General features: G+C 59.6%; 17 protein-coding genes and 1 tRNA gene. 15 read left to right on the top strand and 3 right to left on the bottom strand.

Annotated elements, in window-relative coordinates; translation table 11 throughout:
* The first annotated feature begins 14 nt into the window (after window positions 1-14).
* Window positions 15-1,091 carry a dTDP-glucose 4,6-dehydratase gene (gene rfbB / locus ACP7B1_RS12480; protein WP_346304910.1) on the top strand — a complete coding sequence of 359 codons (1,077 nt, stop codon included), beginning with the start codon at window positions 15-17 and terminating at the stop codon, window positions 1,089-1,091.
* Complete coding sequence (rfbD, locus tag ACP7B1_RS12475) at window positions 1,088-1,981, top strand: dTDP-4-dehydrorhamnose reductase (RefSeq protein ID WP_346304909.1); 894 nt, start codon at window positions 1,088-1,090, stop codon at window positions 1,979-1,981. Before rfbB ends, rfbD begins: the two co-directional genes overlap by 4 nt.
* A gap of 10 nt (window positions 1,982-1,991) precedes the next feature.
* On the opposite strand, the gene ACP7B1_RS12470 is transcribed toward rfbD, so the two are convergent.
* Together ACP7B1_RS12470 and ACP7B1_RS12465 are read right to left on the bottom strand one after the other, a co-directional pair.
* Window positions 1,992-3,416 (bottom strand): phosphomannomutase, encoded by a 1,425-nt coding sequence (locus ACP7B1_RS12470; RefSeq protein ID WP_346304908.1) that lies wholly within the window; start codon window positions 3,414-3,416, stop codon window positions 1,992-1,994.
* Between the two features lie 126 nt (window positions 3,417-3,542).
* Window positions 3,543-3,616: transfer RNA gene (locus ACP7B1_RS12465), tRNA-Gln, on the bottom strand.
* 278 nt (window positions 3,617-3,894) lie between these two features.
* Between ACP7B1_RS12465 and ACP7B1_RS12460 the strand changes: the two genes are divergently transcribed.
* Complete coding sequence (locus ACP7B1_RS12460) at window positions 3,895-5,520, top strand: MFS transporter (RefSeq protein ID WP_346304907.1); 1,626 nt, start codon at window positions 3,895-3,897, stop codon at window positions 5,518-5,520.
* A gap of 5 nt (window positions 5,521-5,525) precedes the next feature.
* Here ACP7B1_RS12460 and ACP7B1_RS12455 read toward each other — a convergent pair whose 3' ends face one another.
* Window positions 5,526-7,832 carry a Tex family protein gene (locus ACP7B1_RS12455; RefSeq protein WP_346304906.1) on the bottom strand — a complete coding sequence of 769 codons (2,307 nt, stop codon included), beginning with the start codon at window positions 7,830-7,832 and terminating at the stop codon, window positions 5,526-5,528.
* A gap of 184 nt (window positions 7,833-8,016) precedes the next feature.
* On the opposite strand from ACP7B1_RS12455, the gene ACP7B1_RS12450 reads away from it, so the two are divergent.
* From ACP7B1_RS12450 to ACP7B1_RS12395, 12 genes are all read left to right on the top strand, one after another.
* Entirely contained in the window at window positions 8,017-8,940 is a 924-nt protein-coding gene (locus tag ACP7B1_RS12450) for a sugar kinase (RefSeq protein WP_426136946.1), read from the top strand.
* Between the two features lie 99 nt (window positions 8,941-9,039).
* Window positions 9,040-9,930 carry a dihydrodipicolinate synthase family protein gene (locus ACP7B1_RS12445; RefSeq protein WP_346304904.1) on the top strand — a complete coding sequence of 297 codons (891 nt, stop codon included), beginning with the start codon at window positions 9,040-9,042 and terminating at the stop codon, window positions 9,928-9,930.
* Between the two features lie 36 nt (window positions 9,931-9,966).
* Entirely contained in the window at window positions 9,967-10,626 is a 660-nt protein-coding gene (locus tag ACP7B1_RS12440) for a GntR family transcriptional regulator (RefSeq protein ID WP_288191334.1), read from the top strand.
* 61 nt (window positions 10,627-10,687) lie between these two features.
* Entirely contained in the window at window positions 10,688-12,013 is a 1,326-nt protein-coding gene (locus ACP7B1_RS12435; RefSeq protein ID WP_346304903.1) for an ABC transporter substrate-binding protein, read from the top strand.
* Window positions 12,010-12,936, top strand: coding sequence for a carbohydrate ABC transporter permease (locus ACP7B1_RS12430; RefSeq protein ID WP_426136945.1), 927 nt, complete (start codon window positions 12,010-12,012; stop codon window positions 12,934-12,936). Before ACP7B1_RS12435 ends, ACP7B1_RS12430 begins: the two co-directional genes overlap by 4 nt.
* Window positions 12,937-12,947: 11 nt before the next feature.
* Window positions 12,948-13,772 carry a carbohydrate ABC transporter permease gene (locus ACP7B1_RS12425; RefSeq protein WP_112522346.1) on the top strand — a complete coding sequence of 275 codons (825 nt, stop codon included), beginning with the start codon at window positions 12,948-12,950 and terminating at the stop codon, window positions 13,770-13,772.
* A gap of 29 nt (window positions 13,773-13,801) precedes the next feature.
* On the top strand, window positions 13,802-14,878 hold the full coding sequence (locus ACP7B1_RS12420) for an ABC transporter ATP-binding protein (protein ID WP_426136944.1): 1,077 nt from the start codon (window positions 13,802-13,804) through the stop codon (window positions 14,876-14,878).
* A 37-nt stretch (window positions 14,879-14,915) separates the two neighbouring features.
* A complete protein-coding gene (locus tag ACP7B1_RS12415) occupies window positions 14,916-16,073 on the top strand; it encodes a fumarylacetoacetate hydrolase family protein (protein WP_346304900.1) in 1,158 nt (385 codons plus the stop codon).
* Between the two features lie 194 nt (window positions 16,074-16,267).
* Window positions 16,268-17,611, top strand: a complete 1,344-nt coding sequence (locus ACP7B1_RS12410; protein WP_426136943.1) for an extracellular solute-binding protein — start codon at window positions 16,268-16,270, stop codon at window positions 17,609-17,611.
* An 80-nt stretch (window positions 17,612-17,691) separates the two neighbouring features.
* Window positions 17,692-18,588: a carbohydrate ABC transporter permease gene (locus ACP7B1_RS12405; protein WP_346304898.1), complete on the top strand. Its 897-nt coding sequence runs from the start codon at window positions 17,692-17,694 to the stop codon at window positions 18,586-18,588.
* Between the two features lie 10 nt (window positions 18,589-18,598).
* Window positions 18,599-19,486, top strand: a complete 888-nt coding sequence (locus tag ACP7B1_RS12400; RefSeq protein WP_346304897.1) for an ABC transporter permease subunit — start codon at window positions 18,599-18,601, stop codon at window positions 19,484-19,486.
* 11 nt (window positions 19,487-19,497) lie between these two features.
* Window positions 19,498-20,619 (top strand): sn-glycerol-3-phosphate import ATP-binding protein UgpC, encoded by a 1,122-nt coding sequence (locus ACP7B1_RS12395; RefSeq protein ID WP_346304896.1) that lies wholly within the window; start codon window positions 19,498-19,500, stop codon window positions 20,617-20,619.
* Window positions 20,620-20,624: the final 5 nt, after the last annotated feature.

Genomic DNA, 20,624 nt, shown 5'->3' with positions numbered 1-20,624 from the left:
GGAGAGGCTTTTTCATGAGAATTCTAGTCACGGGTGGTGCGGGCTTTATCGGATCGGCGGTCTGCCGCCATCTCGCGTCCAATCCCCGCAACCAGGTCGTCAACGTCGACAAGCTGACCTATGCGGGCAATCTCGCATCGCTTCGCCAGATCGAGAATTATCCCAACTACAGCTTCGTCGAGGCTGATATCTGCGATGACGCCACCATTCTTGAGGTGCTTCGCACCGAAAAGATCGAAGCGGTCATGCATTTGGCGGCCGAGAGCCATGTGGACCGCTCCATTGACGGCCCTGCGGCGTTCATCGAGACCAATATCGTGGGTACATTCCGCATGCTGAATGCGGCGCTGGCCTATTGGCGTGATCTGCCCGAACCCGCCAAGTCCGAATTCCGCTTTCACCACATTTCCACGGACGAGGTTTTCGGGGATTTGCCGTTCGACAGCGGCATCTTTACCGAAGAAACGCCTTATGCTCCGTCGTCTCCCTATTCGGCGTCAAAGGCAGCCTCGGATCATCTGGTCCGCGCGTGGCACGAGACATATGGTCTGCCGGTGGTTCTGTCGAACTGCTCGAACAATTATGGTCCCTTCCATTTTCCGGAAAAGCTCATTCCGCTTGTTATTCTCAATGCGCTCGATGAGAAGCCTTTGCCCGTCTATGGCGCAGGCGCAAATGTCCGCGATTGGCTGTTCGTCGAGGATCATGCGAGGGCATTGGAACTGGTGGTGACCAAGGGCAAGCCGGGCGAAAGCTACAATATCGGCGGCCGTGCGGAACGCACCAATCTCAGCGTCGTCGAAACCATTTGCGATATTCTCGACAGCAAGCGTCCGCGCAAGGGCGGGGCGCGCTACCGGGATCTCATCACATTCGTGACCGACCGTCCCGGACATGACCGCCGCTATGCCATCGATGCGTCGAAGATCGAACGTGAACTCGGCTGGAAACCGGCCGAAACCTTCGATAGCGGTTTGGAACGGACCATACAATGGTATCTCGACAATACGTGGTGGTGGGAGCCGATCCGCAGCGGAAGCTATGCGGGTGAACGGCTCGGCTCTGTCTCCCTGAAGAAGGGGACGGCATGAAAATTGTTGTAACGGGCCGGGACGGGCAGGTTGTCCGCAGTCTGGTCGAGCGCGCCGGACTTTATCCTGACGTGACACTGGCGACCCTCGGACGGCCGGATTTTGATCTGGCACGGCCGGATACTGTCTTCGATGCGATACACGCAGCAAAGCCAGATCTCGTTGTTTCTGCTGCAGCCTATACGGCCGTCGATCAGGCGGAGGATGAGCCTGAATTGGCCCATGCCATCAATGCGACCGGTGCTGGCGCTGTTGCCGCGGCTGCTGCGCGGGCTGGTGCGCCGGTTATTCATCTTTCAACCGATTATGTGTTCGCTGGCGAAGGTGACACTGCCTATACGGAAGATGACCCGACAGGGCCGCACGGCGTTTACGGACAGACCAAGCTCGCTGGCGAGGCTTTGGTCGCACAGGCCAACGGCAAACACCTCATCCTGCGCACGGCGTGGGTGTATAGCCCATTTGGCAAGAACTTTGTCAAAACCATGCTGCATCTCGCCGCAAGCCGGGACAGCCTGTCGGTGGTATCCGATCAATGGGGAAACCCGACGTCGGCCATCGATATTGCCGACGGCATCCTGTACGCCGCGAACCGCCTTCGTACGGACCCGCAATTCGATGCATTCGGTGTCTATCATCTTGCGGGAACGGGCAGCACGAACTGGAGCACCTTCGCACGGGCGATCTTTCAGGCCAGCCGGGATGAGCAGGGCCCGTTCGCCGAGGTGAAGGACATCCTGACGTCCGAGTACCCCACCAAGGCCCGGCGCCCGCTGAACTCACGTCTCAGCACGGAAAAATTCCATGCCGTATTCGGCTGGAAAGCGCCGTCCTGGGAACAGTCGACCATATCAACGGTCAAACGGTTGTTGCAGCCGAGCGAGCGGTAAAAGCCCCAGGCTATGAATGCGTGCCCAGCATTTCACGGGCACGCGCCAACCCCCAATGAAGCAAATCTTCGGCGCGGCCGTCATCGGATGCTTCGGCATAACAGCGCAGCTCAGGCGCATTGCCCGATGCCCGATAGTGAATGACGTCGCCCGTCGAAAGGACGACACGTACGCCGTCAATGGCGTCGCTTTCTCTGATTGTGCCGACCGGCGCGAAGAAGGCGTCGCGGCGGGCACCGTCAAGCAAACCCTGCAGGAAGGGGCCGCTGGCCGTCGATCCAATATGCTCGAGCCGGCCGCTGCGCGTAAAGCGGGAGGGCAGATCCCGAAGCAGTGCTGACACCGGAGCACCCCTGCCGGCTGCCATGCCGAGGACACTGAGGATCGGAAGCATGGCATCGCGGGTTGGCAAGGCCTCCAATGTTCCGCCATTCATGGCGAGGGATGAACCCAATAGCACCCCGCCATTGGCTTCAAAACCGACGATTCGCCGGAACCCATCCCTGCGGGCCTGCTCCATGCCTTCGATCACATAGGGCGACCCGACACGTGTCCGGTAGACTTTCGTGAAGAGACCGCTCAGCTCAATGGCCGTATTGGAGGTGACGGGCGTTACGACCGCATCCGCATCGAGAAAATGGGCCGTCAGAAGGCCGACACTGTCGCCGCGCAGAAAAACACCATTTTCATCGGCAACAAGCGGCCGGTCGGCATCGCCATCGGTGGAAACCAGCGCATCAAGCTTGTACTTTTCACAGGCACCGGTGGCAAATGCGATATCTTCGGGACGGAGAGCTTCGGTGTCAACGGGCACGAATACGGTGGAATGCCCAAGCGCCACGGCATCGGCTCCAAGGTTCTGCAGGATGGTGACGATCAGATCGCCCGCAACGGAGCTGTGCTGATAAACGCCGATTCTCCTGCCGGTCAAAGCATCCGGGCTCAGAACGGAGATGCTTCGCCTGATGTAATCTTGCAGCGCATCCGGCACGATTGCCGCCTGTCCGTCGGAGTCTGCCGGCGCTTTTGTCTCCAGGACGAGGACGGACAGGATGCCGGCTTCATCGGCCTTGTCGATCTCGCCGTCGGGCCGGTAGAACTTCAGGCCATTCCGGTCGGCGGGAATATGGCTGCCCGTGACCATGATGGCCGGTGCCTTCAGGCTGAGCGCGCGAAACGCCAGTGCCGGTGTCGGCAAGGGACCGCAGTTTTCCACCTGCATTCCAAAGGCTTCTGCGGCCGCCATGCAAGCGGCCGCCATGCGCGGACTGCTGGAACGCAGATCGTAGCCAACGAGCAAAGGGCTGCCGGACGCAACGCCTTTGACTTTCTGCATGTGTGTCAGGAATGCGAGCGTATAGGCTTTGCAGACCTCATCGGGGAGTTCGGTTACAAGGCCGCGAAGGCCGCTTGTGCCAAATTTCAGACTGCTCATTGTACTGTCACAACCACTGAAGCTGTTGCTGCTGGATACGCTCGTAAGATGTCAGCCGCGCACGATCGAAAGTCAACAATGATCGATGCCGCGACATTCAAGGATAGTGGGTGCAAATGAATAAAGTGGCTGGGGAACCTGGATTCGAACCAGGACTAACGGAGTCAGAGTCCGTGGGTCTACCGTTAACCTATTCCCCAACAACCGCTTTTGGGCGGTGGCTGATTAAGCCGATGCGGGGTCATATAGTCCAATTCGTTCAGGATGAAAACCCCTGTTCGGATGGTTTTTGCAGTGCGCTGCATTTTATCTTCCATACACGAATTCAATGGGCGGAAATGGCCGGTTCGTCCTTGGAACTGGTTGCCAGGCTATCGAAAATACCGGCGAAGCCATTTGGCCGCTGGCAATCCGATACGTCAGGCCTATAACTATCTGAAAGTGATTTGCAACGCACAGCGAAGAGAAAGCAGACGAGGTGGCGGACCGATCATCACCACTGGCCCCGTTCAGGCACGACACGTTCCGCACTATCTGGATCGCGAGCCTGGTGTCCAATTTCGGCTCGCTGATCCAGGCGGTGGGTGCCGCATGGATGATGACATCGATTTCTGATTCGGTGAACATGGTGGCGCTTGTGCAGGCCTCCACGGCACTGCCCATCATGATCTTTTCCCTGGTCTCCGGCGCGCTGGCGGACAATTTCGACCGGCGCAAGGTGATGCTGGTGGCGCAGTGGTTCATGCTGGTCGTTTCAGCGTTTCTAACGGTTTTTGCCTATCTCGGGCTCATCACCCCCTGGCTTCTCCTGGCATTCACCTTTCTGCTGGGCTGCGGGACGGCTCTCAACAATCCATCCTGGCAGGCCTCGGTCGGTGACATGGTTCCCCGGGACGATCTGCCCAATGCGGTGGCGCTGAACAGCATGGGCTTCAATATCACGCGCAGTGTCGGTCCGGCCATCGGCGGTCTCATCGTCGCCGTTGCCGGTGCCGCGGCGACGTTTGCGGTCAACGCGGCCAGCTATTTCGCCGTGATCTATGCCCTGATGCGCTGGCAGCCGAAAATCGATCCGAGCCCCTTGCCGCGCGAATCGCTCGGCCGCGCCATTTCGGCGGGCCTGCGCTATGTCGCCATGTCGCCCAATATTGGCAAGGTGGTCATTCGCGGCTTTGTTTTCGGTCTTTCAGCCAGCGCTATTCTGGCGCTCCTGCCGCTCGTTGCGCGTGATCTCGTCCATGGTGGACCGCTGACCTATGGTATCATGCTGGGTTCGTTTGGAATCGGCGCGATAGGCGGCGCGCTTCTCAGTGCGCGGCTGCGCGAATTCCTGTCAAGCGAAGCCATCGTGCGGTATGCCTTCGCGGGGTTTGCGGTGAGCGCTGCGGTGACGGCGATCAGCACGTCGGTGTGGCCGACCAATATCGCCCTGCTGCTGGCCGGGGCCTGCTGGGTCCTGGCCCTCTCGCTGTTCAATGTGACGGTGCAGCTGTCGACGCCGCGCTGGGTGGTCGGACGGGCCCTGTCGCTCTATCAGACGACGACGTTCGCCGGTATTGCCGCCGGCAGCTGGCTCTGGGGGGCCGCCGCCGAGCAATATGGCGCGGACAGGGCTTTGATCGCTTCCGGCGTGTTGATGCTGCTGGGCGCGGTCATCGGTCTTCGCTACGCGCTGCCGGAGTTCAAGTCGCTCAATCTCGATCCGCTCAACCGGTTCAGCGAGCCGCTGCTGGCGCTTGACCTGAAGCCGCGCAGCGGTCCGATTGTCATCATGATCGACTACGAGATCGCCGAAGAAGACATTCCCGAATTCCTCGCGCTGATGTCAGACCGGCGGCGTGTGCGGATCCGTGACGGTGCGGGGCAATGGGCGCTGATGCGCGATCTGGAGAAACCGGAAATCTGGACCGAAACCTACCACACGCCCACCTGGGTCGAATATGTCCGCCACAACCAACGGCGAACGCAGGCGGATGCGGCGGTTGGCGACCGGATCCGCGCGTTGCATCGGGGCGGCGATATCCGGGTCCATCGCATGATCGAGCGGCAAACAATCCTGCCGCACGATATCGCTGCGCATAAGACGCCGATGGACATGCACTGACGGGACTATTTCTTCCGAAGTGCATCCGCGAGCGCCGCGCCGAAAGCACCCTGTGTTGTCGATGTCTGCGGTTTGCCCTGCGCCGCCGGTTTCGGCTTGAAGCCGGTATTGTCAGCCCTTTGCTCCCTTGGGGCAGGGGCGCTACCGTCCTTGCGCATGGTCAGGCTGATGCGGTTGCGCTTGACGTCGATATCCACAACGCGGACTTTCACCACGTCGCCCGCCTTGACGACCTCGTGGGCGTCCTTGACGAAACGGTCTGCCAGTTGTGACAGATGCACCAATCCGTCCTGATGCACGCCGATATCCACGAAAGCGCCGAAGGCAGCCACATTGGTGACCGTTCCTTCCAGCATCATTCCCGGCTTCAGGTCCTTGATGTTGTCTATACCATCGGCAAAGGCCGCGGTTTTGAACTGCGGTCGTGGATCGCGGCCGGGCTTTTCCAGCTCGGCGATGATGTCGCGAACCGTCGGCAGGCCGAATCGCTCGTCGACGAAGAGGCGCGGATCGAGCGCCTTCAGGGCGGCGCTGTCATTCATGAGCGAACGCACATCACGGCCGCACGCGCTGACAATCTTCTTGGCAACGCCGTAAGCTTCCGGGTGAACCGCCGAGGCGTCCAGCGGCTCGGTGCCGTCGGGAATACGCAGGAAGCCGGCACATTGTTCGAAGGCACGCGGCCCCAACCGCGCGACTTTCAGGAGGTCGCGGCGGGTTTTGAACGGACCGACGTCGTTGCGATAAGCGACCACGGCTTCTGCCAGCGAGGTCCCCAGACCCGAAATGCGGGCCAGCAGTGGCGCCGATGCGGTGTTGAGGTCGACGCCAACCGCATTCACCGCGTCTTCGACAACACCGTCGAGCGAGCGGGCTAGGCGATACTGGTCGACGTCGTGCTGGTACTGGCCGACGCCGATGGATTTCGGTTCGATCTTGACGAGTTCCGCCAGCGGGTCCTGCAGGCGCCGGGCGATGGAAACGGCGCCTCTGAGCGATACGTCGAGATCCGGGAATTCTGCAGCGGCCGTTGCCGATGCCGAATAGACCGACGCACCCGCCTCGCTGACGATCACTTTCAGCGGCTTGGGCGAGGGCATGTCTGCCAGCATGTCCGCGACAAGGCGCTCCGTCTCGCGGCTGCCGGTGCCGTTGCCGATGGCGATCAGCTCGATCTTGTGCTTGCCGGCCAGCCGCGCCAGTTCGGCCTGGGTTCCACGCAGATCGTTGCGCGGCGGAAAGGGATAGACGGTCGTCGTGTCGAGCACCTTGCCGGTGCCATCGACGACAGCCACTTTCACGCCGGTGCGGATGCCGGGATCGAGGCCCATGGTTGCGCGCGATCCGGCCGGTGCCGCCAGCAGCAGGTCTTTCAGGTTGCGCGCGAAAACGTGGATCGCCTCTTCCTCCGCCTTTTCACGCATCTGGGTCATCAGGTCGATGGAAAGGTTGAGCGACAGCCGTGCGCGCCAGGCCCAGCGGACGACGTCCATCAGCCAGCTGTCGGCGGCGGTTCCACTCGGGGAAATTGCATAGGCACCGGCGATCATGCGTTCCACCGGCTTCACCGCAGAGGTGTCGTCGGCATCGACTTCGATCTCGAGGGAAAGCACGTCTTCGTTGCGCCCGCGCAGCATGGCGAGGGCGCGGTGGCTGGGGATCGTCGCCCAGCGTTCGAAATGGTTGAAATAGTCGGAGAATTTCGCGCCCGCTTCCTGCTTGCCGTCGGCGACCTTGGCGCGCAGAACAGCCTTGTCCTTCATGTGGTTGCGCAGGCGGCCGACGAGGTCGGCATTTTCGGAGAAGGTTTCGACCAGAATATCGCGTGCGCCATCCAGCGCCGTTTTCACATCCGGTACATCCGCCGAAAGAAAAGTCTGGGCCAGTTCGGATGGAACGGTGCGGCGGTCGGCGAGAATCGTTTCAGCCAGCGGCCCCAATCCGCGTTCGCGGGCAATTTCGGCCCGCGTGCGCCGCTTGGGTTTGTAGGGCAGATAAATGTCCTCAAGCTCGGCCTTGGTTGCGGACGCCAGAATCTTGGTTTCCAGCTCGTCGGTCAGCTTGCCCTGGCCGCGGATGGACTCGATGATGGTGTCGCGCCGGGCGTCAAGTTCGCGCAGGTAAATGAGCCGCTCGTCGAGAAGCCGCAGCTGCGTATCGTCAAGCCCGCCCGTCACCTCTTTGCGGTAGCGGGCAATGAACGGAACGGTCGCACCGCCGTCCAGCAGGTCAATCGCTGCATTGGCCTGTTCGGGCCGGGCATTGATCTCGGTGGCAATGATACGCGCAATACGGGCAGTTGTGGCAGTCATACTGGTCTCATCAAACTTGATCGGACGGCGACCATAGGGCTGCCGGGATCAATCGGCAATCGTTTGGTCCGCCGGTTCTCCCGGCGTTCCACGAAAAACGCCATGGCTTCCCCCGGCTTGACCTGTTCGATGAAACGTTTCCTTATCGCCTGACCCTTCTGCTGATTCAGCCAATATGGATAGTATGACGATGCCGGCAAATACGAAGCCAAGGATTCTGTGCGTTGGTGCCCTGACGATGGACACCATCTTCCGGATGGATACCCTGCCGCCCGGTCCCGGCAAGTTCATCCCGCACGAGGCCGTGGAGATTGCGGCAGGCATGGCATCGAGCCAGGCGGCAACCATTGCAAGGCTGGGCGGCAGCGCGTCTTTGTGGGCGTCGGCGGGGCTGGACCACATCGGCGATCGCGTGGTCGCAGAGCTGGCGGAGGAAGGGGTCGACTGTACCTTCGTCCGACGCATCCAAGGTGCGCGGTCGGCTTTTTCCTCGATCTTTGTCGACAGGTCGGGCGAGCGCATGATCGTACCCTTCTATGACAAGACCCTGTTGAGTGCGCCGGAACAGATCCCGCCTATCGAAGACGGCGCGTTCGATGTGGTGATGACCGACGTTCGCTGGCCCCTGGCTGCTGCCACTGCGCTCCGGGCAGCGCGCGAGGCTGGCATTCACGGCGTGCTCGATGCCGATGTTGCGCCGTTGGAAACCCTTGAGCGGCTGCTGCCGCTTGCATCGCATATCGTCGCCTCGGAACCGGCAGCCGAAATCATCACCGGTGAGACGGATATCGAGCGTGCCGTCATTGCCTTGGCGGCCCGGTATCGCGGTTTTGTCGCGGTCACCGGCGGCGGCAAGGGCTGTTATTGGTCGGGCGGCGAGGCGGGGATCGTGCACCATATGCCCGCTTTTGCCGTTGATGCCGTGGATACGCTGGCCGCCGGAGATGTGTTTCACGGCGCCTTCGCGCTGGCGCTAGCGGAAGGGCATGGCATGGAGGAGATCATGCGTTTTGCCAGCGCGGCGGCGGCGATCAAATGCACCCGGTTTGGCGGGCGTGCCGGTGCACCGACGCGGAACGAAGTCGAGCACTTGCTGTTCAATTCATAACATTTGTATCCATACTCGCAAAAATGTATGTGACAGCATGTTGACTATCAACTAACATGTTAGTAGTCTTTATGCATTGAGAGGGTGGGAGGAAAATCATTGTCTCGGGTTGAACGATTTGGACTTTCTGCGGCATTGACGATGCCGTTTGATGCTGCGCTGGCAATTGATCTGCCCTCGGCAATTCACCATGCAAAAACCTGTCTGCAGCGCGGCTGCAGCAGCGTCACCCTGTTCGGGACGACGGGCGAGGGCTCATCTATCGGTATCCATGAGCGCCAGGCCGTCATCAAGGGATTTATTGCGGCAGGCATCGCGCCGTCGCAGATTGTCGTAGGCGTCATGGCCAATTCGCATGTCGATGCGGCAGAGCAGGCACGGTTTGCGCTGGATGCGGGATGCCGCGGTATTCTCCTGGCGCCACCGTCCTATTTCAAGAATGTCAGCGATGACGGCCTCTTTGACTGGCATGCGGCGGCGTTCAAGGCGATCGGCGCGGATGTGCGCGGCATCATTCTGTATAATCTGCCCTCGGTGACGGCAGTCGAGATTTCAGTTGATCTGGTTAGCCGGTTACGTGAGGCCTTTCCTGGTGCGATTGCCGGGGTCAAGGATTCTTCCGGCAACTGGAGCTATACGGAAAAGATGCTGGCGCGGCACAATGACCTTCCCATCCTGATCGGCGATGAACGCAGCCTTGCTGCGGGCGTGCGTCTCGGCGGGCAGGGTGCCATCTCGGGTCTAGCCAATATCTATCCCGAACGTCTGGCGCGTATGATCGATGAAGGGCGCGATGATGAAGAGGTGGTTGCGGCTGTCAATGAACTGGTGAAGTATCCGGTGATTCCGGCTGTGAAGGCGATGGTTGCCCATCACCAGGGCGAAGAAGGCTGGCGGCGGACACGTGGCCCGCTCGAAGCCTTGCCGGACGGCGATCGCAAGCATCTGACGGCAGTCTTTGATCGTCTGTTTGTCGCGGCGGCCGCCTGACGGGGAATCGTGAAGGCGTCCTGAGGAGGAACAGGCATGGATGACAGCGGCGAGCCGGTAAGATTGCGTGAGAAAGCCTATGCGAGTTTCACGGAACATCTTCTGGCCCGTGACTTTCATCCGGGGCAGTTCGTGTCGCAGCGCCAGCTCGTTGCCATGACCGGCATGCCGCTCGGCGCCATCCGTGAAGTTGTGCCCCGTCTCGAAGCTGAGGGGCTGGTGAAGACGGTGCCGCAGCGCGGGATACAGATTGCGCATATCGATATCAATCTGATCCGCGAAGCCTTCCAGTTCCGCGTCTTCATGGAGAAGGAAGCGATTGCGCTGTTCTGTGTTTCCGCTTCCGATGAGGTGTTGGCCAGGTTGCGGCGCGAACATGAAGAGACCTTGGAGAAGGCTCTCAGGGACGGAGAGACGCCCGAGCTTGAACTGCACGCGCAGGCGATCGATTGGTCGCTGCATGACACAATCATCGATTCTCTTGGCAATGGGATCATTTCGAAAGCCTATCGGATCAATGCCATCAAGATGCGATTGATCAATCAGGAGCGGTTTCGCATCACCGGCCGTGTTATTCCGGTGATGCGCGAGCATCTGGCGGTCATTGCGGCAATCGAGACCCGCAACCCGCAAACGGCGATGGATGCCATTGCCGAGCATATCAACAATGCAAGGAATCTCGCTCTGAAGGTTTAGACGCAACGGTGCCGGAAATGGGAGTTACGGCGCTGCAATGGATTATGGGAGGACGATAAGCATGAAACGGATTCAACCGACACGCCGGCAATTTCTTGCCGGATCAGCAGCACTTGGCGCGGCAAGCTTTGCCGGCCTAAAGCCGGCATTCGCCAATGTCGACTGGAAGAAATATGCAGGCACGACCCTCGAGGTGAACCTGATCAAGAGCCCGCGCGGCGATATTCTGCAAAAGTACCAGAAGGAATTCGAGGAATTGACTGGAATCAAGGTCAATTCCGAGCAGACGCCGGAACAGCAGCAGCGCCAGAAAGCCGTGATCGAACTGACCTCCGGCAAACCAAGCTTCGATGTCATCCATATCAGCTATCACGTGCAGAAGCGGCAGTTCGAGAAGGGCGGCTGGCTTGCCGACCTGACACCGTTCCTGAAGGACCCCACGCTCACCGAGCCGTCATTGGTCGAAAGCGATTTTGCCGAAGCGGGTCTTGCCTTTGCCAAGGACAAGAATGGCCGTTTCGGCGGTCTGCCGTTCTCGGTGGATTACTGGATTCTGTATTGGAACAAGGAACTCTTCGCCGCCAAGGGCATCGAATATCCGAAGTCCTTCGATGAGCTTGTAAGCGCCGCAGAAAAACTCACCGATGCGAGCAAGGGCACGTATGGTTTCGTTGCCCGCGGTATGAAGAACGCCAATACGCCTGTCTGGGCCAGCCTCATGCTCGGTTATGGCAAGAGCACGATCGACGACGGCAATCTCCAGACCGACACGCCGGAAGCAATCCAGGCCGCAACGCTCTATCAGCGCCTGATGACAAAGTCCGCACCGCCCGGCGTAACGGGTTTCAACTGGGCCGAATGCCAGTCAAACTTTCTGCAGGGCAAGGTTGCCATGTGGTTGGATGGCATCGGCTTCGCCCCGCCGCTGGAAAATCCGGAGAAGTCGCGGGTCGTCGGCAAGGTCGGTTACGGCGTCATGCCCAAGGGGCCGGCCGTGCAGGCTGCGCCGACCTTTGGTGATGGTATCGGCGTGACCGAGGGATCATCGAAGAAGGAAGCGGCTTACCTCTATTGCCAATGGGCCATTTCGAAGCAGATGGGCGCGCGCCTGCTGCAAACGGGCTCCGGCGTTCCCTTCCGCAATTCGATCCTCAACGATCCGGAGGTCCGCAAGGGTGTGACCATGCCGTCCGAATGGGTTGATGTGCTGACGGCATCGGCTAAGGTCAGCCAGCTCTGCCTGCCGGTTATCGTTCCGGTGACCGAGTTCCGCGACGTGATGGGTGTCGGCCTGACCAACCTTCTCGGCGGCGCCGATCCCGCAACGGAAATGAAGCGGGCAACGGAAGAGTTCCGTCCCATCCTTGCGCGCAGCGAGGGCAAATGACAATCGCCGCCCCGACCATGACAACCGAAGCGCAAACCACCAAAGCCAGAACGGGCAAACGCCGGCTCAAGCCGAGCTACTGGCCGTTTGTCATTCCGGCGCTGGTCATTGTCGGGGCGGTCATTCTGTTTCCCTGGGCGTTTACCCTGTGGATGAGCGTCAATGAGTGGCATCTCGGCGGAGAAGAGAGCTTCGTCGGGCTCGCGAATTTTACCCGCCTGGCAGGCGATACGCGCTTCTGGCAGTCGATGGGGCACACCGTGCTCTATACGCTTCTATCGGTCGTCGCGCCGTTGTTTTTTGGAACCATTGCGGCTCTGATCTTCGACAGCAAATTGCCGATGCGCGGCCTGCTGCGCGGCATCTTCGTCATGCCGATGATGGCCACGCCCGTGGCCATCGCGCTGGTCTGGACCATGATGTACCACCCGCAGCTTGGGGTTCTCAACTACCTCCTGTCACTGGTTGGCATCGGGCCGCAGGAATGGATATTCAACCAGAACACCGTGATCCCGTCGCTGGTGCTGGTCGAGACCTGGCAGTGGACACCGCTTGTCATGCTCATCGTGCTCGGCGGCCTTGCGTCCATGCCGCGCGATCCCTTCGAGAGCGCGGAAATCGATGGCGCCAATGGCTGGCAGAAATTCCGCTACATCACGCTGCCGATGATCCTGCCCTTCATGATGGTTGCCGTCATCATCCGCTCCATCGATGCCCTGAAGAGCTTTGACATCATCTTTGCCATGACGCAGGGCGGCCCCGGCACAGCATCCGAGACGATCAATATCTATCTCTACAATGTTGCCTTTTCCTACTACGACATCGGCTATGGCTCGGCGATTGCCGTGGTCTTCTTCGTCGTCATCATCACCATGTCCATGGCGCTGCTCTATCTGCGCCAGCGGACCAAATGGAACAGCTGAGGGAGACGCCGATGGCCCGCCGTAGTCCGCTGAAATCACTGGGCACCGCTTTCGTTGTGTTCGTGATCGTTTCGCCCGCCATTTTCTTCTTTCTCTGGATGCTGTCGCTGTCGTTGAAATACGAGATCGACAATGGCGCCTATCCGCCGATCTTCATCCCGGAGCGGTTTGCCTGGTCGAACTACACCCAGATTTTTGCCACGAACGATTTCCTGCATTACTTCTGGAACAGCCTGATTGTGACGGGCATATCGACATTGCTGGCCCTGCTCGTCGGGGTGCCTGCTGGCTATGGCATTGCCCGCCTGCGCGCCGACAAGGCGGCCATCGTCGTCATGATCGCGCGCATGACGCCGGGCCTGTCCTATCTTATTCCCCTGTTCCTGCTGTTCCAGACGATGGGATTGCTGGGAACGCTGTGGCCGCAGATCATCATCCATCTGGTTGTGACCGTACCCATCGTGATCTGGATCATGATCGGCTATTTCGAGACGACACCGATGGAACTGGAAGAGGCTGCCATGATTGATGGCGCAACCTCCTGGCAGGTCTTTGTCAAGGTGGCGCTGCCCATTGCCAAGCCCGGTATTGTCGTTTCGTTGATCCTGGCGGTGATCTTCTCCTGGAACAATTTTGTCTTCGGGATCGTGCTGGCCAGCCGTGAAACCCGGACCTTGCCGGTCGCGGTCTACAACATGCTTTCATTCGAGCAGGTCAGCTGGGGCCCGCTGGCCGCTGCGGCGCTGGTCGTTACACTGCCGGTGCTGCTGCTGACCGTTTTTGCCCAGCGCCAGATCATTGCGGGTCTCACCGCCGGTGCCGTCAAGGGCGGCTAGAACAGGTTTTCAAGAACAGGGAGGGCGCGATGGCTTCGGTCTCGATCAAGGATGTCACCAAGAAATACGGCAACGTCAATGTGATGCACGGTGTCTCCGTCGATATTGAAGATGGCGAGTTCGTCATTCTCGTCGGCCCGTCAGGCTGCGGGAAATCGACATTGCTGCGCATGATCGCGGGGCTGGAGGAAATCACCACGGGAGAGATTGCCATCGGCAGCCGCGTCGTCAATGACCTGCCTGCCAAGGAGCGCGACATCGCCATGGTGTTCCAGAACTACGCGCTCTATCCGCATATGACGGTGGCCGACAATATGGGTTTCGCGCTCATGCTCAAGAATGCGCCGAAGCAGGAAAAGGAAAGCCGGGTCGGCCGGGCGGCGGAAATCCTTGGTCTTGAAAAGCTGCTCGACCGTTTCCCGCGGCAATTGTCCGGCGGCCAGCGCCAGCGCGTGGCCATGGGACGCGCCATCGTCCGTGATCCGCAGGTCTTCCTGTTCGACGAGCCGCTTTCCAATCTCGATGCGAAACTGCGCGTACAGATGCGCAGTGAGATCAAGGGGCTGCATCAGCGGCTCGGCACCACCATTGTTTATGTGACGCATGACCAGATCGAAGCCATGACCATGGCCGACAAGATCGTCGTGATGAAAGACGGTTTGGTCGAACAGATCGGTACGCCGCTCGATCTCTACGATTATCCCGCCAATTTGTTCGTCGCCGGGTTTATCGGCTCGCCGTCGATGAACTTCGTCAAGGGTCGTCTGGCCGGGGCAGGGCAGTTCGCGACGCTGGAAGGCATCATATTGCCCGTGCCGCAGACCATCCAAACCACAGGATCAGCGGACGTGATCTATGGCGTGCGGCCGGAGCACATCAAGATTGCCGCCGGCGGCATCCCTGTTGACGTCAGCGTCGTCGAGCCGACGGGCTCAGAAATCATGGTGGTTGGCAAACTGGGCGATCAGGAAATCATGTGTCTCTTCCGCGAGCGGCTGTCGATCAAATCGGGCGACCGGATTCACATCGGGATCGATCCGGCGAACAGCCACCTGTTTGATGGCGCAACGGGCATGCGGCGCGGCAAGCGCAACGCTGCGCACTAATCCATCGTATCAGTACACTCTCCCGGGAGCCTGCACCGTGACCCTATCGACCGAGACCTACAGAACCGGAACTTTCGTTGGCCGTGTCTGGCGCCCCGATGTGCAGGGCCCGGCCCTTGTCGTGGTGCGCGACGGCGTCCTGTTTGACATCACCTCACGCCAGACGGCGACGATGCGTGACCTGCTGGAACTGGACGAGCCTGCCGCCTATGTCGCTGCGCAGACGGGAGAAGAACTTGGACCGCTGGATACGGTTCTGGCGCAGTCCGTCGAAAGTGAAGCTGATGCCGCGCGGCTTCGGCTGCTCGCGCCCTGTGATCTCCAGGCAGTCAAGGCCTGCGGTGTTACCTTTGCCCGCTCGATGATCGAGCGGGTCATCGAGGAGAAGGCTGCGGGCAATCCGGCGCTGGCGCTGAAGATCCGTGAACGCATCATGCCGATCATCGGCAACAGTCTGCGCGATCTGAAAGCCGGTTCGCCGGAGGCTGCCAAGGTGAAGGCTGCCCTGATTGAGGAAGGTGTCTGGTCGCAATATCTGGAAGTCGGCATCGGGCCTGATGCGGAAGTATTCTCCAAGGCGCAGGTCCTCTCCTCCGTTGGCTGGGGCGCATCGGTCGGTCTGCACCCGATCTCAAGCTGGAACAATCCGGAGCCGGAAATCGTGCTCGCCGTCAACAGCAAGGGCAGGGTGCAAGGCGCGACGCTCGGCAATGACGTAAACCTGCGCGATGTCGAAGGCCGCTCCGCCCTTTTGCTCGGCAAGGCAAAGGACAACAATGCCTCGTCATCGATCGGGCCGTTCATCCGGCTGTTCGATGCGACCTACTCCATCGATGACGTGCGCAATGCCGATCTTGACCTGATGGTCGAAGGCCGGGATGGTTACGTGCTGAAAGGCAGCAGCACGATGAAGGAAATCAGCCGCGATCCGCTGGATCTGGTCGCCCAGACCACCGGCCGGCATCATCAATACCCGGATGGCTTCATGCTGTTCATGGGAACGCTGTTTGCGCCGGTCGAGGACCGCGATACGCCCGGGCAGGGCTTTACCCACAAGATCGGCGATGTGGTCACCATATCGAATCCGCAGCTTGGTGCGCTCACCAATACCGTGCGGTTGTCGACGGAGTGCCCCGAATGGACATTCGGCATGGCGGCGCTCATGCGCAACCTTGCCGCGCGTGGTTTGCTGTAAGCAACCCACGCTAGATACTGTCCACAGCGCGGCTGCCGTCTGGCGGCCGGGCTGAGCAATTGTCACAATAGTTTCGTCTAAGGTCGATCAAACTTTCACACAGGCCGTCCAGAGTTGAACGCGAGCGAGGCAGCCGAATTTATCCAGAGCTGCCCCGGGTTCATTCTCTCAATTGCCGTATTCAGGGGGCTTTAATGCAGGGTTTTGGTGTGAAAATTGGTCTGGCCGCAGGGCTGCTGGCCGCCGGGTTTGGCGCGACGCCAGCCATGGCCGAGAAGGTCAAGTTCGAGTTCTGGTACGGCCTGAGCGGCGACCTTGGCGAGCGTGTGCAGGATGCCTGCAAGAAGTTCAACGACTCCCAGGCCAATTTCGAAATCGTCTGCACCAGCCAGAACGGCTATCCCGAAACCGTTCAGAACGCCATTGCCGCCTACCGCGCCAAGAAGCATCCGGCCGTCGTGCAGGTCTTTGACGGTGGCACGCTCGATCTGATGCTGTCGGGTGCTTTCGTTCCGGCCAAGAAGCTGATGGAAGACAATGGCTACAAGATCGACTGGAGCAATTATTTCCCCGGTATCGCGAATTACTATGCGACGGCAAAGGGCGAGCTGAATTCGTTCCCGTTCAATTCGTCGACCGCGATGTTCTACTACAACGTCGATGCCTTCACCAAGGCTGGCATCCAGGGTGCGCCTGAAACATGGGAAGACGTCGAGGCCGCGGCCCGCAAGCTGAAAGCGGCCGGTTATGCCTGCCCGTTCGGTTTCAGTTTTGACAGCTGGGCGACGGTCGAACAGTTCTCCGCCATTCACAACCAGCCCATCGCCACCAAGAACAACGGCTATGACGGGCTCGATGCGGAACTTACCCTCAACAAGACCAAGCTGGTCGACCATCTGACATTCTTCAAGAAGATGACCGATGAAGGCCTCTTCGTGGTCAAGACCAAGCAGCTGGGCATGGATGTGGTTCCAGCCTTCACCTCCGAAACCTGCCAGATGATCCAGTCGTCGATCGCCGATCACGGCACCGTCGGCAAGACTATCAAGCAGGGCACGAAATGGGACGTGACCATGCTTCCGGTCTGGAAGGGAACGGCACGCCAGAATTCGATGGTGGGTGGTGCATCCCTCTGGGTTCTCAACAACCGCCCCGAAGCTGAATACAAGGGCGCTGCCGCGTTCCTCAACTTCATCGCCCAGCCGGACATGGTTGAGTGGTGGTCGACGGTCACCGGCTATATCCCGGTCACCAAGACGGGCTTTGAAGCCATGAAAGCCAAGGGCTTCTACGACCAGCCAGCCTTCAAGGGCCGTGAAAAGGCCATAGCCAGCCTGACCTTCACCCCGACCTCCGCCAATACCCGCGGCATCCGCCTTGGCGGTTTCCCGCAGATCCGCAAGGAAATCTCCGATGCGATGGAAGGCATCTTCTTCGGCAAGCTGACTGTGCAGGCCGGTCTCGACCAGGCTGTCGAGCGCGGCAATGTCATCCTGCGCCGCTTTGAAAAGACCTATGCCGGAAAAGTCCTGAACTAAATGCAGGCTTTCAAATGGCCCGGAGCGGAACCGCACCGGGCCATTTCCTTTTCATCCCATAGGCAGAATTGAATATTGTCATGAACAAGCGCGCTGTTTTCAAAAGCTGGTGGTTGCCCGTCCTTTTTGCATTGCCGCAACTCCTGCTCATTTTGTTCTTTTTCTATTGGCCGGCCATTTCGGTTTTCAACTGGGCTTTCACGCTGGAACCAGCCTTTGGCGGTGCGGGCGAACGTCTCTTCGTTGGTTTTGACAATTTTCGCGATGTTTTTGCCGACAGCGAATATTGGCGCTCCGTGTCGCTGAGCCTGTTCTTCGCGTTCACGGCGACCGGATTGTCCATGTTCATCGCCTTTATCCTGGCGATCTGTGTTGATCGTCAGTTGAAGGGCTCAAGCCTTTTCCGGTTCTTTTACATCTGGCCCTATGCCATTGCCGCACCGGCGGTGGGTCTGGCATTCCGCTTCATCTTTGCGCCGGAGAGCGGCCTGATCGCCGTGGTGAACACCTGGTCGCCCGATCTGTGGAATCCCGCCAAATATGGCAGCCATGCCATGATCCTCATCATCATCTGTTTTGCGTGGAAATGGATCGGCTACAACTTCATCTTCATGACGGCCGGTCTGCAATCCATCCCGCGCAGCCTGCTGGAAGCATCGTCCATGGACGGCTCGGGCCCGGTGCGCCGTGCGCTCGATATCCAGATTCCACTCCTGGCACCAACCCTGTTCTTTCTCCTGGTTCTCAATCTGACCGAGAGTTTTGTTGGCCCGGATACCTACGGTATCGTCGACCTGACCACCGAAGGCGGACCCAACAAGGCAACCGATGTCATGGTCTACCGCATCGTCAGCGAAGCCTTCCGCGGCCTGAATTACTCCGGCGCGGCAGCCCAGAGTCTCGTCCTGATCGGACTCATCATGGTGTTCACGTTCATCCAGTTCCGCTTCGTCGAGCGGCGCGTGCATTACAAGTAGGATTACGGCGATGATCGAACGCACACCCATACTCAACGCCGTTACCTACCTCATCATGATCCTGGGACTGATCCTCATTCTCGGGCCGTTCTGGATGATTTTCACGGCCTCCACCCAGTCCCTGCAGGAGGTCACGGCCGTGCCCTTCAACATGACGCCCGGCGGCGATTTCCTGAAGAATGTTCACTCCGCCTGGGATCGTGCCAATCTCGGTCCGGCACTGCTCAACAGCCTCATCACCTCGCTGCTGGTCATGGCGGGCAAGATCGCCTTGGCGGCGCTCAGCGCCTTTGCCATCGTCTACTTCAAAAGCCCCTTGCGTCACGTCTTCTTCTGGATGGTTTTCATGACGCTGATGCTGCCGCTCGAAGTGCGTGTCATCCCGACCTACAACATCGCTTCGGATGTGTTCCAACCCGTCCGCTGGATCATCCAGACCGTCACCGGCATCGAATTGTCACTGCAGTGGAACCTGCTCAACTCTTATTCCGGTCTGGTCCTGCCGCTGATCGCGACCGCGACAGGCACGTTCCTTTACCGGCAGTTCTACATGACGCTCCCCGATGAACTGGCAGAGGCGGCCAAGATGGATGGCGCGCGGCCGCTGCGTTTCTTCATCGATATCCTGCTGCCGCTGTCGCGCACCAATATGCTCGCGCTGGCAACAATCATGTTCGTCTATGCATGGAACCAGTATCTCTGGCCCAAGCTGATGACCACCGATGCCAGCTATCAGACGGCCATGGTCGCCATGCGTGCGTTGGTGCCGTCCGTCAATGCCTTGCCTGAATGGAATGTCTCCATGGCAGGCGCCCTCATCATCATGTTGCCACCCCTGGTCGTCGTTGCCGTCCTGCAGCGCTGGTTTGTCCGTGGCCTGGTCTCGACCGAGAAATAAAGGAAGTAGCAATGGCTGAAATTGGCATCAAGGATGTGCGCAAAACCTATGGCAGCACACAGATCCTGCATGGCGTCGACCTGAACTTTAAATCCGGTGAGTTTGTCGTCATTCTCGGACCCTCCGGCTGCGGCAAGTCTACGCTGCTGCGCATGATTGCCGGTCTTGAAGAGATTACATCAGGCGAAATTTCCATTGACGGCAAAGTGGTCAACGATCTCGAGCCGCGCGATCGCGGTTGCTCGATGGTGTTCCAGAACTACGCGCTCTATCCGCACATGAACGTTGCCGCCAATATCGGCTATGCCCTGAAGGTTGCCGGTGTTCCGCGTGCCGAGCGCGACCGGCGGATTGCGGAAACGGCCAAGATCGTCGGCCTTGAGGAACTGCTCGACCGTAAACCGGCACAGCTTTCCGGCGGCCAGCGGCAGCGCGTTGCCATGGGCCGCGCGATCATCCGCGAACCGAAGGTGTTTCTGTTCGACGAACCGCTGTCCAATCTTGATGCCAAGCTGCGCGTGCAGATGCGGGTGGAAATCCGCCGCCTGCACAAGCGCCTGTCGGCAACCTCTGTGTTTGTCACCCACGATCAGGTGGAGGCGATGACCTTGGCCGACAAGCTGATCGTCATGAACAAGGGCCACGTGGAACAGGTCGGCACGCCGCTTGAAATCTACCACCGTCCGCGCACGCGATTTGTCGGAACCTTCATCGGCTCGCCGGCGATGAATTTCTTCGACACGACCATCGCTGCCGGCGGCGATCATGTGCTGCTGGACGGCATCGCACAGGCAATCGATCCGGTGCTTGGCGGCCAGAACGCGGGGACCGCGGTTTCCGTCGGAATCCGTCCAGAACATTGCCGTCTCGTTCCTGCCGGTACCGTGAACAGTGTTCCGGCCAACGTCGATTTCATCGAAGAGCTCGGCTCCGGCCGTATCGTTCACGTTGAGATTGACGGGCTGAGCTTTGCGGTGTCAGTTGAGGAAGATCAGTTCTTCGAGCAGGGCGCGGTTGCAGGTCTGCAGTTGCCCTCTGAACATATTCACCTGTTTTCGCAGGAAACCGGTTTGCGCCTTGATGATGCTCCGGCAGCGACGCGCCAACCCACTCCGAAAACAGTGGCCGCATAACCCGA

Source organism: Phyllobacterium sp. SL163, from assembly GCF_049896885.1.
Classification (GTDB): domain Bacteria; phylum Pseudomonadota; class Alphaproteobacteria; order Rhizobiales; family Rhizobiaceae; genus Phyllobacterium; species Phyllobacterium calauticae.
This window is presented reverse-complemented; position numbering and strand designations above follow the sequence as displayed.